The sequence below is a fragment of the Bradyrhizobium sp. CCBAU 051011 genome, assembly GCF_009930815.1.
Taxonomy (GTDB): Bacteria; Pseudomonadota; Alphaproteobacteria; order Rhizobiales; family Xanthobacteraceae; genus Bradyrhizobium.
This window is the reverse complement of record NZ_CP022222.1, coordinates 1,191,604-1,204,801: the sequence shown is the minus strand read 5'-3', so window position 1 is coordinate 1,204,801 and position 13,198 is coordinate 1,191,604. Positions and strand designations below refer to the sequence as shown.

Sequence of the window (13,198 nt, the reverse complement as noted above, 5' to 3'; positions counted from 1 at the left end):
TGCATTCACCGTATTTTCTTGTCGGAGATCGACTGCGGCGTGCCTCGCGCAGCCTGATCAAGCGTCCGCACGATGGCGCGCCGCGCCAGGCCGATCTTGAAGTCGTTGTGTCCGAAACCCCTGGCGCCGCGCAGCAGGATGTCTGCGGCGTTCGCAAATGTGCTGGCATCAGCGCGCTGGCCACGCAGAACGACTTCGGCCGCCGAACTGCGCCATGGTTTGTGCGCCACGCCCCCGAGCGCTAGGCGCGCCTCCTTGATCGTGTCGCCGTCAAGCTCGAGCGCTGCCGCCACCGATACCAGCGCGAACGCATAGGACAGGCGATCGCGGATCTTCAGGTAGGAGTAGTTCGTGCTGAAACCTTTTGCCGGCAGTTCGATTGCCGTGATGATCTCGTCGGGCTCCAGATTGGTGTCGATCTGCGGTGTGTTGTCGGGCAGGCGGTGGAAATCCGCGAATGCAATGGTGCGCGCTCCGGCCGGACCTGTGACATGCACGATCGCTTCCAGAACGGCGAGCGCTACACACATGTCGGAGGGATGGGTGGCGATGCAGGATTCGCTCGTACCGAGGATTGCATTGATGCGGTTGATGCCGTCGATTGCCGAACAGCCGCTGCCCGGTTCGCGCTTGTTGCATGGCGTCGTCGCGTCATAGAAATAGAAGCAGCGCGTCCGCTGCACGAGATTGCCGCCGGTCGACGCCATGTTGCGCAACTGCTGCGACGCACCAGCCAGAATTGACCGTGACAGTAGCGGATAGCGCGCTTCGATCAGCGGATGGTAGGCGAGGTCGGTGTTTGGGACCAGCGCCCCGATCAGAACGCCGCCGGTCGCGGTCTCCTCCACGTTCCTGAGCGGCAGGCGTGAGATGTCGATCAGCCGGGTAGGCGTCGCGACATCGTACTTGATCAGGTCGATCAGGTTGGTGCCGCCCGCGACGAATTTGGCGGATGGGTCTGCGGCGATCTGCTTGATGGCGTCGGCGATGTCGCTGGCGCGCGTGTATTGAAACGGGGTCATGATCGCTCCATCGCCTGCTGAATCGCCGCCACGATGTTCGGATAGGCGCCGCAGCGGCAGATGTTGCCGCTCATCAGTTCGCGGATCTCGTCGGCCGTCCTGGCCTTGCCCTCGGCGATCAGGCCGGCGGCCGAGCAGATCTGCCCCGACGTGCAATAGCCACATTGAAACGCGTCGTGATCGATGAAGGCCTGTTGCAGCGGGTGCAGTTCACCGTTGCGTGCAAGGCCCTCGACGGTGGTCACCTCGGCGCCTTCCTTCATCACCACCAGCGTCAGGCAGGAATTGATCCGCCGCCCGTCGACCAGCACGGTGCAGGCGCCGCACTGGCCGTGATCGCAGCCCTTCTTGGTGCCGGTCAGGTCGAGACGGTCGCGCAGCGCATCCAGCAGCGTCGTCCACGGCGCGACTGAAAGCTTTACCTCTGCGCCATTGACAGTCAGTGTGATCGGGATTTTCTCCAGCGCGGCGGTGATCGTCGCTTTGGACTCCGCTGTCCCAGAATGCGTCATTTTCGTCTCCGCCTGCTTCGGTGCTAGGGGATGTCATATCCGCGCGTCAGTACGATGACTTTCACCGGCCTGTTTGTCGTGCGCAAAAGCGATGGATGTGATATGCTGATTTTGCGGATCGGGCACACGCCACGATACGCGTCTGCAACGGCGAAGAGATTGGATGGCCCTACAGAAACGCCGTCGCGCTGCGCTTTCTGCAGGCGGCCTGCGACTATTCGCGCGAAGCGACGCGTGCGGTTAGATGAAATGTGCGATTACAGCCTGTAGGCCATGGCGTCGCCCCAGTGACGGCGCCCGCATGTCGAGGCCAGGACACACAACCGATTATGAGTTAGTTCTGCCGAAAACCCATCCGGAAGGCGCCCCAGTGGCGGCCGCGGATGAAGATCGGTGACGACAGGTCTTTCATCAACACGAAATTGCCGCCGCCCATGTCGCGCCGGTAGGTCTGCAGCAGAAACGGTTTTGTGTTCGCCGCCACCTTCTTCACCGCGCGGTCGTTGAACAGGCGGCGGTTGCGGCAATTGGCGTTGTTCCAGACCGGATCGGGGCCCTGCGGCAGGCGGTAGTTCGGATTGTGGGTCGGCAGATAGCCGCCTTTGGCCCAGGCGACGCAGAACACGATGCGCGGATCGGATTTCTGGATGGGATCCTGGATCTCGGGCAGCACGCGGTCGGTGAAGTCGACGTAATTGGTGAGATACTGCTTGGGATCGGTGCCGGATATCTCGCGGTACTTCTCGTCCATGAACTGGTCGAGCGTGATCTCGCCGCGGTCGATCGCGGCCTCGAACTCGGTCGAGATGCGCTTGGCGGTGTCGACGACGACGCGGATCAGCGGTGCATCCGAGGTCTCGACGCCGCTGTCGGCGATCAGCGCGATCAACCCTTCGGAGGTCTCGAGCAGCTTTGCCACCCGGTCGTCCGCGTGCTTGAGATCGCGCGAGGACAGGTCGACGCCCTTGGCGAGTTCGCTGAGCTCGGTGATCACAGTGTCGCAATGGCCGAGATTGGACGTCGCGGCCCTGGCGACGCCGTCGATCTCCTGGCCTACGGACGCGATACCCTGGTGCACGCGCGCGATGATACCGCTGATCTCTTGTGCGCCTTCACCGGCGCTCTTGGCGCGGAGCGAGGCGTCGCTGCTCTCGCCGATCAGGCTGCCGATCTGGCCGTCGAGATCGCGCATAGTGTCGGAAATCTGCTGCGTGGCCTGGCGAGTCCCCTCGGCCAGGTTCTTCACTTCGCTCGCGACCACGGCAAAGCCGCGGCCGGCGGTTCCGGCGCGCGCTGCCTCGATCGTGGCATTGAGCGCCAAGAGGTTCGTCTGCTTCGCAATCGCCTCGATCGAGCCGGAAACTTTTGCAACCTGCGACAGCGCCGAGCCGACGGCGCTAAGCCGGGCCTCGATGCGGCCGACCGCTTCGACGAGTTCGGCGATGTGCTGGACGGCCGCATCCACCGCACTGCGCGACTGAACGATCTCTACGACGGCTGCGGACGTGGTCGATTGCACTGCCTGCGATGCGTTGGCGATGTCGCGGTTGGCCGAGACCATCGTCTCGGCCGTCTCCTGCAGGTGGTGGAACCGCTCCGACTGGTTCGCGACGCGGCTCGCGACCTCCTGGACGTTGCCGGCGATATCGGCAAGTTCCACGCCGAGCCCGCCGATGCGGTCGGCAAGCTGGTCAATGAGCCGTTCGGCCAGTGTCTGGTTGGATTGCGTGTCCAGGACTGCACGCTGCACAACGGACATCAGAGCTTTCTCCAGTCGGAGCCGATGATCGGCCCACCGCAGTGATCGCATTCCAATTCCAAGTTTAGAATGTGATTCGCGCCTTGGAGTCTTGCCTGAGAGCGCACTAGAGCCGAGAGCGCACTAGAGCCGGTAGGCCGTGCGGAACCCGCCCCAGTGGCGGCCGTGAACGCGGATCGGCACGTCGATCTCGCGCATCATCACCGTGTTACCGTTGCCCATGTCGCGGGCGTAGCTCTGGATCAGATAGGCGCGCTGGTTGCGCCCGGCGGCAAGTCCCGCGGGATCGTTGAAGATGCGGCGGTTGCGGCAGTTGGCGGTGTTCCACGTGACGTCGCCCGGCCGCTGCGGATGCGAATAGATCTTGTTGTGCACGGGCAGATAGCCGTTGGTGTCGATCATGGCGCAGAACGCCATTCGCGAATCCTTGGCGAGGAACGCTTCCTGGAACGGCGGCAGCGCGCGGTCGGCCCAGTCCAGAATCCTGGTGCGATATTGCACCGGGTTGCTGCCTGCGATCTCGACATAGTTGGTGTCGAACATGTCTTCCATCGAGATGGCGCCGCTGTTGACGCCGTTCTCGAAAATCTTCTTCAGCGCCGCGCCGGCTTCCATCGCGCGGGTAACCGCCTCGGTGTTGTCGTCCTGGATCGAAAACAGCTTGTCTTCGATCTTCTCGGTCAGCGCGGCATTGGTCCGCTCGAACCGTGCCTGCGTGCCGGCCTTCGAGCGCTCACTGACGCGAATGCGGCAGGCGCCGACATCCTGCAGCGTCGCATCGAAACTCTGGCCCTGCGCCAGCCTGTCGGCATCGGGCCCGCTGATCAGGATGCCATCCATCGAAATCTCGTAGACCGGCGCCGATATCACGCCGCGTGGCGTCTGGATTTCGATCTTGAGGCTGCAAGGCAGCTTTTGCGGCTCGCGGCGCTCGGTGTGTCCGCCCTGACGCAGCAGCACGGCGCAGCGCGATTTGAGCTTCTGCGCGAACGCAGTAACGGCCCGTCCAGCCTTGGCGACGCTTTCGCCATGGGCCTCGGCTTCCTTGGTCGCGTTGTCGATTTCGCCGGCGCTGTCGCCGACCGAGGCGATGAAGGAGGAGGCGGAGGCTGCATTGTCGGCCATCTCGCCGGTGGTGGCGTTCTGTTCGGCGACCGCGCCGTTGACGTTCTCGAACACCGGGCGGATCGCCTCGATCGACTGCGTGATGCGATGCACGGCATCGACCGAGCCCGCAGCGTCGCGCTGCAGCGCCTCGATCTTCTTGGTGATTTCTTCCGTGGCGTTCTGGGTCTGCACCGCGAGTGCCTTTACCTCGGTGGCAACTACGGCGAAACCGCGTCCGGCCTCGCCGGCGCGCGCGGCCTCGATGGTGGAATTGAGCGCCAGCAGCGTGGTCTGCCGCGCGATCTGGGCAATCAGGTTGACGACGTTGCCGATCGCCGCCGATGATTCCCTGAGGCGATCGACGTTAACGCTGGCTTCGCGGGCGGCCTCGCTGGCCTGATCGGCGAGCTTGCCGGCGTCGCGCACCTGGGATCCGATTCCCTGCGCCGACTGGGTGAACTTGTCGGCGGCGTGCGAAAAGGTCGTCGCCGTGCCCTGTGCGGCGCTGGTGCGGTCGGTCAGGGCATTGGTGCGCTGGCGGATGGTCGAGAGGGTCGCAGCCGTCGCCTCGGCGCCGCCGGCGACCGAATTGGCCGCGCGCTCGAGCTGGCGGATCATCGCGCCGAGTTCGAGCTCCAGCAGTTCGAGGATCGCCTTGGCCGAATCGCCATCGCCGGAGGTGGTTTCCGCCGGGGTCGAAGCCGTCTGGGCCTTGGGCTGGACGGCAGGTGCGACCGGTCCCGGGGCCTGCTTTTTGAACAATCCGAAGGCCATGACGTCTCTTAACAGTTGAGGATCGGTGCAAAATCCTCTCATCCGAGCATGAAGTCATGGTTAACAACTGCCTGATATTTCGTCGCACGGCAGTACTGCCATACCCGAAGGGGCCGTAAACCTTTGATTTCGGCCGATTCTGGGCCTATAAGGCCGCGCTTCAACCCCCGCATCCCCTGGACGAATCCAAGAGACCTCGCATGGCCGGCCATTCCCAATTCAAGAACATCATGCACCGCAAGGGCCGGCAGGATGCCCAGAAGTCAAAACTGTTCGGCAAGCTGGCGCGCGAAATCACGGTCGCGGCCAAGCTCGGGACCCCCGACCCGGCTATGAACCCGCGGCTGCGCGCGGCCGTGATCGCGGCGCGCCAGGAGAACATGCCGAAGGACAATATCGAGCGCGCCATCAAGAAGGCGACTGGCGGCGAGAGCGAGAGCTATGACGAAATCCGCTACGAGGGCTATGGCCCCGGCGGAGTCGCCGTGATCGTCGAGGCGCTGACCGATAACCGCAACCGCGCCGCTTCCGACATCCGCTCCTACTTCACCAAGTCCGGCGGCAATCTCGGCGAAACCGGCTCGGTCGCCTTCATGTTCGATCGCACCGGCATCATCGAATATGACGCCAGCGTCGCCTCCGACGACGCCATGCTGGAAGCCGCGATCGAAGCCGGCGCCGATGACGTCGCATCCAGCGAAAGCGGCCACGAGATCTACGCCTCGCAGGAAACCTTTCGCGAGGTGGCAAAAGCGCTGGAAGCCAAGTTCGGCGAAGCCCGCAAGGCGGCGCTGACCTGGAAGCCGCAGAACACGGTGTCGGTTGATGATGAGACCGGCGAGAAGCTGTTGAAGCTGATGGACCTCCTCAACGAGCACGACGACGTCCAGAACGTCTACGCCAATTTCGAGATCTCCGACGCCCTCGTCGCCAAGATGGGCGGGTAGGTTCGTCCCTTGCGCCTCCACACTCCGCTGTCGTCGCCCGGCCTTGAGACCGGGCGATCCAGTATTCCAGAGGCGGCGACGTTATGCCGAGAAGCCACGGCATACTGGATCCCGCTTTCGCGGGGATGACGAGCGGAGCGCGGGGCAGGCCCCACGGGCAGGGGATTTCCGTTCTCTTTATGTTTCGTTCACCCGGCTCTGGCGTTATCACTACGCCATGACATCCCCACCGATTCGCCACCCCGTCCGGATCATCGGTATCGACCCCGGCCTGCGCCGCACCGGCTGGGGCGTGATCGAGACCGAGGGCAACCGCCTGGTCTTCATCGGCTGCGGCTCGGTCGAGCCGCCGGACGATCTGCCGCTGGCCAGCCGCCTGCTCGCGATCCATGAGGGGCTCGCCACAGTCCTCGGCGATTTCCGCCCCGCCGAGGCCGCGGTCGAACAGACCTTCGTCAACAAGGACGGCGTCGCGACGCTGAAACTCGGGCAGGCCCGCGGCGTCGCCATGCTGGCGCCCGCGATGCTCGGTATTGCCGTTGCGGAATATGCGCCCAATCAGGTGAAGAAGACCGTGGTCGGCGCCGGACACGCCGACAAGAACCAGATCGCCGTGATGCTGAAAATTTTGCTGCCGAAGGCCGAACCGAAATCCGCCGACGCTGCGGACGCGCTGGCGATTGCGATCACGCACGCGCATCACCGCCAGGGCGCGGCGCTGCGGCTGAAGGTGGCGAGCCTATGATCGGTCGATACATCTCCAACCCGTCATGCCCGGCCTTGTGCCGGGCATCCACGTCTTTTGTCGTCGATGCAGGAGACGTGGATGGCCGGGACAAGCCCGGCCATGACGAAATCTCCATCGTCTGCGGGTCACCAGCATGATCGGCAAGCTCAAGGGCCTGATCGATTCCTACGGCGAGGATTTTGTCATCCTCGATGTCGGCGGCGTCGGCTATCAGGTGCATTGCTCCTCGCGCACGCTGCAGGCGTTGCCGTCGCCCGGCGAGGCCGCGGTACTGTCGATCGAGACGTACGTTCGCGAAGATCAAATAAAGCTGTTCGGTTTTCGCACCGACACCGAGCGCGAATGGTTTCGCCTGCTGCAGACCGTGCAGGGCGTCGGCGCCAAGGTCGCGCTTGCCGTGCTTGGCACCTTGCCGCCGTCCGAACTCGCCAATGCGATTGCGCTGCGCGACAAGGCTGCGGTGTCGCGCACGCCGGGCGTCGGCCCGAAAGTCGCCGAGCGCATCGTGTCCGAGTTGAAGGACAAGGCGCCCGCGTTTGCCAATGTCGACCCGGCCGTGGTGCATCTCGCCGGCGCCATCGACAACGACCGCGCGCCGCGCCCGGTCACCGATGCGATCTCGGCGCTGGTCAATCTCGGCTACGGCCAGCCGCAGGCGGCCGCCGCCATTGCCGCCGCCTCGCGCAGTGCGGGCGAGAATGCCGAGACCGCGCAGCTTATCCGGCTGGGCCTGAAGGAATTGGCGAAATGAGCGTTGAGGCCGTAGATGGGGTAACGGGCCCCGGTCCACCCTCCAGGCAAGCCGCGCTTGCTACGGCGGTGTTGGGTGGCGCGCTTCGCGCGACCTGCCTGGAAGGCGGGCGGTCGTCCCTCACATTGATGGTGTTACGGAGTCAGAGGGATGAGCCTCGCTCCAAGCATCAAGGAGAGACGACCATGGAGCATTATGCCGGAATCGACGTGTCATTGGAATGCTCGAGCGTGTGCGTTGTCGACGCCAATGGCAAGATCGTGCGCGAGGCCAAGGTGGCGAGCGAGCCGCAAGCCCTAATCGCCTGGTTCGGTTCGCTGGGCTTCGGCCTGGAGCGGATCGGGCTGGAGGCCGGACCATTGTCGCAATGGCTGTTTGCGGCCATGAAGATAGCCGGCCTTGCCGTGGAACTGCTGGAGACGCGGCACGTGCGGAAGGCGTTCGAGGCGATGCCGGTCAAGTCGGATCGCAACGATGCCCGCGGCATCGCGCAACTGATGCGGCTGGGCTGGTTCCGGCCAGTGCATTGCAAATCGATGAGTGCGCAAGAGACCCGATCGCTGCTGACGGCGCGCAAGCTGGTGCAATCGAAGCTTCACGACGTGGAGAACAGTCTGCGCGGGATCCTGCGCGGTTTTGGCCTGAAGGTTGGCAAGACGACCGGGCAGACGTTCGCGGGACGGATCGAGGAGCTCGTGGCGGGCCACCCGCACCTGCAAACGATCGCCAAGGCGCTGCTAGCGGTGCGAACAGTGCTGCGGGCCGAGTTCGCAGCCTTCGAGAAGCAGATCCGCAGGATGGTGCGATCCGACATGCAAGCACGGCTGCTGACGTCAGTCCCGGCGGTCGGCCCAATCGTGGCGCTAACCTATGCCAGCGCGATCGACGATCCAGCCCGGTTCAAATCGTCGAAGCAGGCAGGAGCCCATTTCGGGTTGACCCCGAAGAAGCATCAATCCGGCGAGACCGACTACACCGGCCGGATCAGCAAGATCGGTGATGCTTCGGTGCGCACGGTGCTTTACGAAGCCGCCAACGTCATGCTGACCAAGCCGGTCAAAGGCTGTTCGCAATTGAAGAGCTGGGCCATGCGGATCAAACGGCGCGCCGGCACGAACAAAGCCAAAGTGGCGCTGGCGCGCCGGCTCGCGGTGATCATGCATCGCATGCTCGCCGACGGAACACCCTTTAACGCCGCTGCTGCCGCAGCCTAACAGGAGAGACACAACAGTTTTCGGGCGGGTCACAACACCAGGCCTTCTCGAAGCGAAGTCCCTTCGCCGGGACGATGGATCAGGTCAGGCCGTTGCCCACCAGGTCGCCCTCGTGAGCACGCACAACGTAGATTGGTCGACCTATCCTCTTCCAACCCCATCAGGTGGCGGCCCTGCGCCGACCCCGTACAGAAGCGAGACCCCGGCGGGCGGACAACGCAAAGGGATTGACTAATCGAGGCCCGTTACAGAAGGGTGGGCAAAGCGAAGCGTGCCCACCATTTAATGTATTAACCGGATGGTGGGCACGGCGCGAGACCTGCCTTTGCCAGCCCACGATCTACGATCGCCACTGACCTACCAAGGAATGCATTTCCGCCATGTTGAGCGAAAAAGACAAAGAACTGATCGCCGCCGCGACTGACGCGATCAGCCGGCGTTATCGCAACGACTGGCAGGAGGTCGGCGCTGCGCTGCGCACCCGCGACGGCCGCATCGTCACCGGCGTGAATATCGACGCCTATATCGGCCGCATCGCCGTCTGCGCCGAAGCAATTGCCATCGGCCGCGCCATCACCGAAACCGGCGATCGCGGCATCGAGACCATCGTCGCCGTGCGCCATCCCAAGCCGGATGAGCGCGGCAATATCGCCGTTGTATCGCCCTGCGGCATCTGCCGCGAGCTGATCCACGATTACGACACCAAGGCGCAGGTCATCGTTCCCGACAATGGCCGCGAGCCGAAGGTCGTCACTATCGACGAGCTTCTGCCCAACAAGTACCGCAGGGGCAACGAGTGAACACCCCCTCCCGCATCGTCACGCCCGAGCGCCGTTCCGACGACGTCGGCGACACCGCGCTGCGCCCGCAACTGCTGTCGGAGTTCGTCGGCCAGGCGCAGGCGCGAAAAAATCTCTCGATCTTCATCGAGGCGGCGCGCAAGCGGGGCGAGGCGCTGGATCACGTGCTGTTCGTCGGCCCTCCCGGACTTGGCAAGACCACGCTGGCGCAAATCGTCGCGCGCGAACTCGGCGTCGGCTTTCGCGCCACCTCGGGTCCCGTGATCGCCAAGGCCGGCGATCTCGCGGCGCTGCTCACCAATCTCGAAGAGCGCGATGTTCTGTTCATCGACGAAATCCATCGCCTCAGCCCGGCGGTCGAGGAAGTGCTCTATCCCGCAATGGAGGATTTTCAACTCGACCTCATCATCGGCGAGGGGCCGGCGTCGCGTTCGGTCAAGATTGAGTTGGCGAAATTCACGCTCGTTGGCGCCACCACGCGCGCGGGGCTGTTGACCAATCCGCTGCGCGACCGTTTCGGCATTCCGATCCGGCTGAATTTCTACACCGAGGAAGAGCTGGAGAAGATCGTCAGCCGCGGCGCCCGCGTGCTCAACATCGGCATGACGGCCGACGGCGCCAACGAGATCGCACGCCGTGCCCGCGGCACGCCGCGCATCGCGGGGCGCCTGCTTCGCCGCGTGCGCGATTTTGCTTCCGCAGCGGATGCAAGCTCCGTCGACCGCGCCATCGCGGACCACGCGCTGAGCGCACTGGAAGTCGATGCCGCAGGCCTGGACGCCATGGACCGGCGCTATCTCACGACGATCGCAATGAACTACGGCGGCGGCCCGGTCGGCGTCGAAACCATGGCGGCGGCGCTGTCGGAACCGCGCGACGCGATCGAGGACATCATCGAGCCGTATCTCATCCAGTGCGGCTATCTGCAGCGCACCCCGCGCGGTCGGCTGCTCACCTCGCACGCCTTCCGCCACCTCGGCCTCGCGGAACCCGCGCGCGATCCTGCGCAGTTCGGCCTGTTCGGCAACGGCGACAGCGACGATTGAGCCCTTCGAACCCGATCATTCCAGAGATGCACTAAGGGCAAAACGTCTAGCGCTGAGCGCCTAGCTTTGCTCGCCCTGGAGTGCAGATACCGATGGCTTCGACCGAAGACGCTGACATGATGGCCCTGATCACGGCGGCGCCGGAACTGGCGACGCCCGACGATACCGAGACCTTCCTCGATGCCATGCCGATGCCGGAACTGGCCTCGATGTGGGGCGCGTTGCAGCGCCTGAGCCGTCGCGACCAGACCGGCGCCGCCTGGGCGGCGATCCTCTATTTCGACCATCTGCCGCACAAGTGGCCGGACCGCGCGTTCGACCTCGCGCTCGAAGTGCTGCGATCCGAGAAAGACAAGCCGACCATCATGCAGCTCAACGACAAGTTCATGCTGTCGCTGCTCTATGCGCATGGCGACGCCGCGATCGAGCGGATCGAGGCCGAGGCGAAACAGAATGCCGCACTGCGCTGGCTGCTCGGCGGAATTCACTTCGGTCCCGATGAGCCGCTCAAGCGCCGCATCGAGGCGATTGCCGACAGCAAGGGCTGGCGCGCCGACGATCGCGCGCGCCGCACGCCAAAACGCCCGCTCGATTGTGAGGCGATGTCGGTGGCCGAACTGGCGCACGCCTGGGTCGAGCAATGTTCGAAATCCGAGCGCGACCGCGACAACAATTTCTTTGCCATGATGGACTACGAGCGTGATCTCCGGGAGGAGTACCCCGATAAGGCTATCGACTTGATCGTCGAGATCCTGAAGATCGAGGCCAATCCGGTGTTGCTGTCGCTGCTAGCGGCAGGTCCGCTCGAGGACGTCATCAGCATGGAGACCATCGACCGCATCGAGCGCGAGGCTGCCGCCAACAAGCGCTTCCACGATTTGCTCGGCGGCGTCTGGTATTATCGCGCGCCGGAGGAACTGAAGGCGCGGCTGGATGCTCTGGTAGGGCAGAACCGCTGGTGAGAAGTTGCTGGAGCTCTGCTGGCGTTCTGCACAAACGGACCGCAATTCGGGCTCAATCCGCCACCATGTTGGCGGTGCATCACGATTGGATCACATGTTAACACGCCGTCATTTTCTAAAGGGCATGGGTGGATTGGGCGCGCTGGGCGTCTCCACCACCGCTTATGGATTCAGCGCGCCGGTCGTCCGACTTCGCGTCACCAGGTACAACGTCTCGCCGCCGCAATGGCCGGCCGGGCTCAAGCTCAAGATCGCTGCCATCGCCGACCTCCATGCCTGCGATCCCTGGATGTCGGTCGATCACATCCGCGACATCGTCGAACGCACCAATGCGCTCAAACCTGACATCGTCGTCATGCTCGGCGACTATGTGACCGGACATCGCAAGGTGACGCGCATCATCCCCGATGCCGAATGGGCGGCGGTGCTGGCGGGATTGAAGGCGCCGCTCGGCGTGCATGCGGTGCTCGGCAATCACGACTGGTGGGAAGACAAGACCGTGCAGCGCGAGGGGCAGGGGCTGCCGAGCGCGGGCCGCGCGCTCGAAGCCGTCGGCATTCCCGTTTACGAAAACGACGCCAAGAAGCTCAGCAAGAATGGCCACTCGTTCTGGCTGGCAGGTCTCGGCGACCAGCTCGCTTACATGCCGGCGCGCCGCTTCCGGCCGCTCAAGCGCATCGGCGTCGATGATCTCGGCGCGACGCTGGCGAAGGTCACCGACGATGCGCCCGTGGTTCTGATGGCGCACGAGCCCGACATCGCCCGGCGCGTGCCCTCGCGCGTCGCGCTGCAGCTCTCCGGCCATACCCATGGCGGCCAGGTGCGGATGCTCGGCTGGTCGCCGATCTCACCGTCCGGACAGCAGCTCGCCTATGGCCACATCAAGATGAACTGCGACGTCGTCGTCTCCGGCGGCCTCGGCTGCAGCATCATGCCGTTCCGCCTTGGCGTGCCGCCGGAGATCGTGCTGGTGACGCTGGGTGCGGCAAGGCCGGCGGTGGCATAGCCGCCAGCGCTTGCGCACCTGCTGGATTTGCGCAAAACCAGTGCTTTCCAGCGCGTCAGGAACCGCAAGTGACATTACCCATTCTCGACGGCGAGATCCGCGATGGCCGCCATCACATGCAGGTCCGTGTCTATTACGAGGACACCGATTTTTCCGGCATCGTCTATCACGCCAATTACCTGCGCTTCATGGAGCGCGGGCGCACCAACCATCTGCGGTTGATGGGCGCTTCCCAGCACGCGCTGTTCGAACAGGCGCAGGAGGAAACACCGGGCTTTGCCTTCGTGGTGCGCTCGATGGAGCTCGATTTTCTGCGCCCCGCGCGGATGGACGATGTGCTCGACGTCGTGACGTGGCCGGTCGCGGTGAAGGGCGCCTCGATCACGCTGGCGCAGGAGGTGCGGCGCGCCGACGAGGTGCTGGTCAAGGCCGAGGTGCGCGTCGCCTTCATCAGCGAGGGGCGAGCGAAGCCGATCCCGAGATCGCTGCGGCTGTTGATGAAGGCGGATCTGGCGGAATAAGTGGAATAATCTGCGGATTGACTCTCTGT

The 13,198-nt window shown here is 64.2% G+C and carries 13 protein-coding genes; 9 read left to right on the top strand and 4 right to left on the bottom strand.

Annotation, left to right across the window (positions count from 1 at the left end):
* Positions 1 to 5: 5 nt before the first annotated feature.
* From ACH79_RS05825 to ACH79_RS05810, 4 genes are all read right to left on the bottom strand, one after another.
* Positions 6 to 1,022: a xanthine dehydrogenase family protein subunit M gene (locus ACH79_RS05825; RefSeq protein ID WP_161850157.1), complete on the bottom strand. Its 1,017-nt coding sequence runs from the start codon at positions 1,020 to 1,022 to the stop codon at positions 6 to 8.
* A complete protein-coding gene (locus ACH79_RS05820) occupies positions 1,019 to 1,534 on the bottom strand; it encodes a (2Fe-2S)-binding protein (RefSeq protein ID WP_161850156.1) in 516 nt (171 codons plus the stop codon). Before ACH79_RS05820 ends, ACH79_RS05825 begins: the two co-directional genes overlap by 4 nt.
* Positions 1,535 to 1,868: 334 nt before the next feature.
* Positions 1,869 to 3,293, bottom strand: coding sequence for a methyl-accepting chemotaxis protein (locus tag ACH79_RS05815; RefSeq protein ID WP_161850155.1), 1,425 nt, complete (start codon positions 3,291 to 3,293; stop codon positions 1,869 to 1,871).
* Positions 3,294 to 3,416: 123 nt separating this feature from the next.
* Positions 3,417 to 5,174 (bottom strand): methyl-accepting chemotaxis protein, encoded by a 1,758-nt coding sequence (locus ACH79_RS05810; protein WP_161850154.1) that lies wholly within the window; start codon positions 5,172 to 5,174, stop codon positions 3,417 to 3,419.
* 200 nt (positions 5,175 to 5,374) lie between these two features.
* Here ACH79_RS05810 and ACH79_RS05805 point away from each other — a divergent pair, with 200 nt between their 5' ends.
* The 9 genes from ACH79_RS05805 to ybgC all read left to right on the top strand — a co-directional run bounded on the left by ACH79_RS05805 (position 5,375) and on the right by ybgC (position 13,169).
* The gene (locus ACH79_RS05805; protein WP_161850153.1) at positions 5,375 to 6,121 is read left to right on the top strand and encodes a YebC/PmpR family DNA-binding transcriptional regulator; all 747 of its coding nucleotides are present in this window, start codon (positions 5,375 to 5,377) and stop codon (positions 6,119 to 6,121) included.
* A 217-nt stretch (positions 6,122 to 6,338) separates the two neighbouring features.
* The gene (gene ruvC, locus ACH79_RS05800; RefSeq protein WP_161850152.1) at positions 6,339 to 6,866 is read left to right on the top strand and encodes a crossover junction endodeoxyribonuclease RuvC; all 528 of its coding nucleotides are present in this window, start codon (positions 6,339 to 6,341) and stop codon (positions 6,864 to 6,866) included.
* A 136-nt stretch (positions 6,867 to 7,002) separates the two neighbouring features.
* Positions 7,003 to 7,620, top strand: coding sequence for a Holliday junction branch migration protein RuvA (ruvA, locus tag ACH79_RS05795; RefSeq protein WP_161850151.1), 618 nt, complete (start codon positions 7,003 to 7,005; stop codon positions 7,618 to 7,620).
* 185 nt (positions 7,621 to 7,805) lie between these two features.
* On the top strand, positions 7,806 to 8,834 hold the full coding sequence (locus tag ACH79_RS05790) for an IS110 family transposase (protein WP_161849768.1): 1,029 nt from the start codon (positions 7,806 to 7,808) through the stop codon (positions 8,832 to 8,834).
* 380 nt (positions 8,835 to 9,214) lie between these two features.
* Positions 9,215 to 9,634 (top strand): cytidine deaminase, encoded by a 420-nt coding sequence (locus ACH79_RS05785; protein ID WP_161850150.1) that lies wholly within the window; start codon positions 9,215 to 9,217, stop codon positions 9,632 to 9,634.
* Positions 9,631 to 10,680 (top strand): Holliday junction branch migration DNA helicase RuvB, encoded by a 1,050-nt coding sequence (gene ruvB / locus ACH79_RS05780; protein ID WP_161850149.1) that lies wholly within the window; start codon positions 9,631 to 9,633, stop codon positions 10,678 to 10,680. Before ACH79_RS05785 ends, ruvB begins: the two co-directional genes overlap by 4 nt.
* Before the next feature lie 92 nt (positions 10,681 to 10,772).
* Positions 10,773 to 11,642: a DUF6869 domain-containing protein gene (locus ACH79_RS05775; protein WP_161850148.1), complete on the top strand. Its 870-nt coding sequence runs from the start codon at positions 10,773 to 10,775 to the stop codon at positions 11,640 to 11,642.
* A gap of 94 nt (positions 11,643 to 11,736) precedes the next feature.
* Entirely contained in the window at positions 11,737 to 12,648 is a 912-nt protein-coding gene (locus ACH79_RS05770; protein ID WP_161850147.1) for a metallophosphoesterase, read from the top strand.
* 68 nt (positions 12,649 to 12,716) lie between these two features.
* The gene (gene ybgC / locus ACH79_RS05765) at positions 12,717 to 13,169 is read left to right on the top strand and encodes a tol-pal system-associated acyl-CoA thioesterase (protein WP_161850146.1); all 453 of its coding nucleotides are present in this window, start codon (positions 12,717 to 12,719) and stop codon (positions 13,167 to 13,169) included.
* Positions 13,170 to 13,198: the final 29 nt, after the last annotated feature.

Coding starts and splice junctions, on each gene's coding strand:
- ruvA (WP_161850151.1), top strand. CDS start 7,003: ATGATCGGCAAGCTCAAGGGCCTGATCGATTCCTACGGCGAGGATTTT.
- ACH79_RS05825 (WP_161850157.1), bottom strand. CDS start 1,022: ATGACCCCGTTTCAATACACGCGCGCCAGCGACATCGCCGACGCCATC.
- ACH79_RS05815 (WP_161850155.1), bottom strand. CDS start 3,293: ATGTCCGTTGTGCAGCGTGCAGTCCTGGACACGCAATCCAACCAGACA.
- ACH79_RS05770 (WP_161850147.1), top strand. CDS start 11,737: ATGTTAACACGCCGTCATTTTCTAAAGGGCATGGGTGGATTGGGCGCG.
- ruvC (WP_161850152.1), top strand. CDS start 6,339: ATGACATCCCCACCGATTCGCCACCCCGTCCGGATCATCGGTATCGAC.
- ACH79_RS05820 (WP_161850156.1), bottom strand. CDS start 1,534: ATGACGCATTCTGGGACAGCGGAGTCCAAAGCGACGATCACCGCCGCG.
- ACH79_RS05775 (WP_161850148.1), top strand. CDS start 10,773: ATGGCTTCGACCGAAGACGCTGACATGATGGCCCTGATCACGGCGGCG.
- ACH79_RS05790 (WP_161849768.1), top strand. CDS start 7,806: ATGGAGCATTATGCCGGAATCGACGTGTCATTGGAATGCTCGAGCGTG.
- ACH79_RS05805 (WP_161850153.1), top strand. CDS start 5,375: ATGGCCGGCCATTCCCAATTCAAGAACATCATGCACCGCAAGGGCCGG.
- ACH79_RS05785 (WP_161850150.1), top strand. CDS start 9,215: ATGTTGAGCGAAAAAGACAAAGAACTGATCGCCGCCGCGACTGACGCG.
- ACH79_RS05810 (WP_161850154.1), bottom strand. CDS start 5,174: ATGGCCTTCGGATTGTTCAAAAAGCAGGCCCCGGGACCGGTCGCACCT.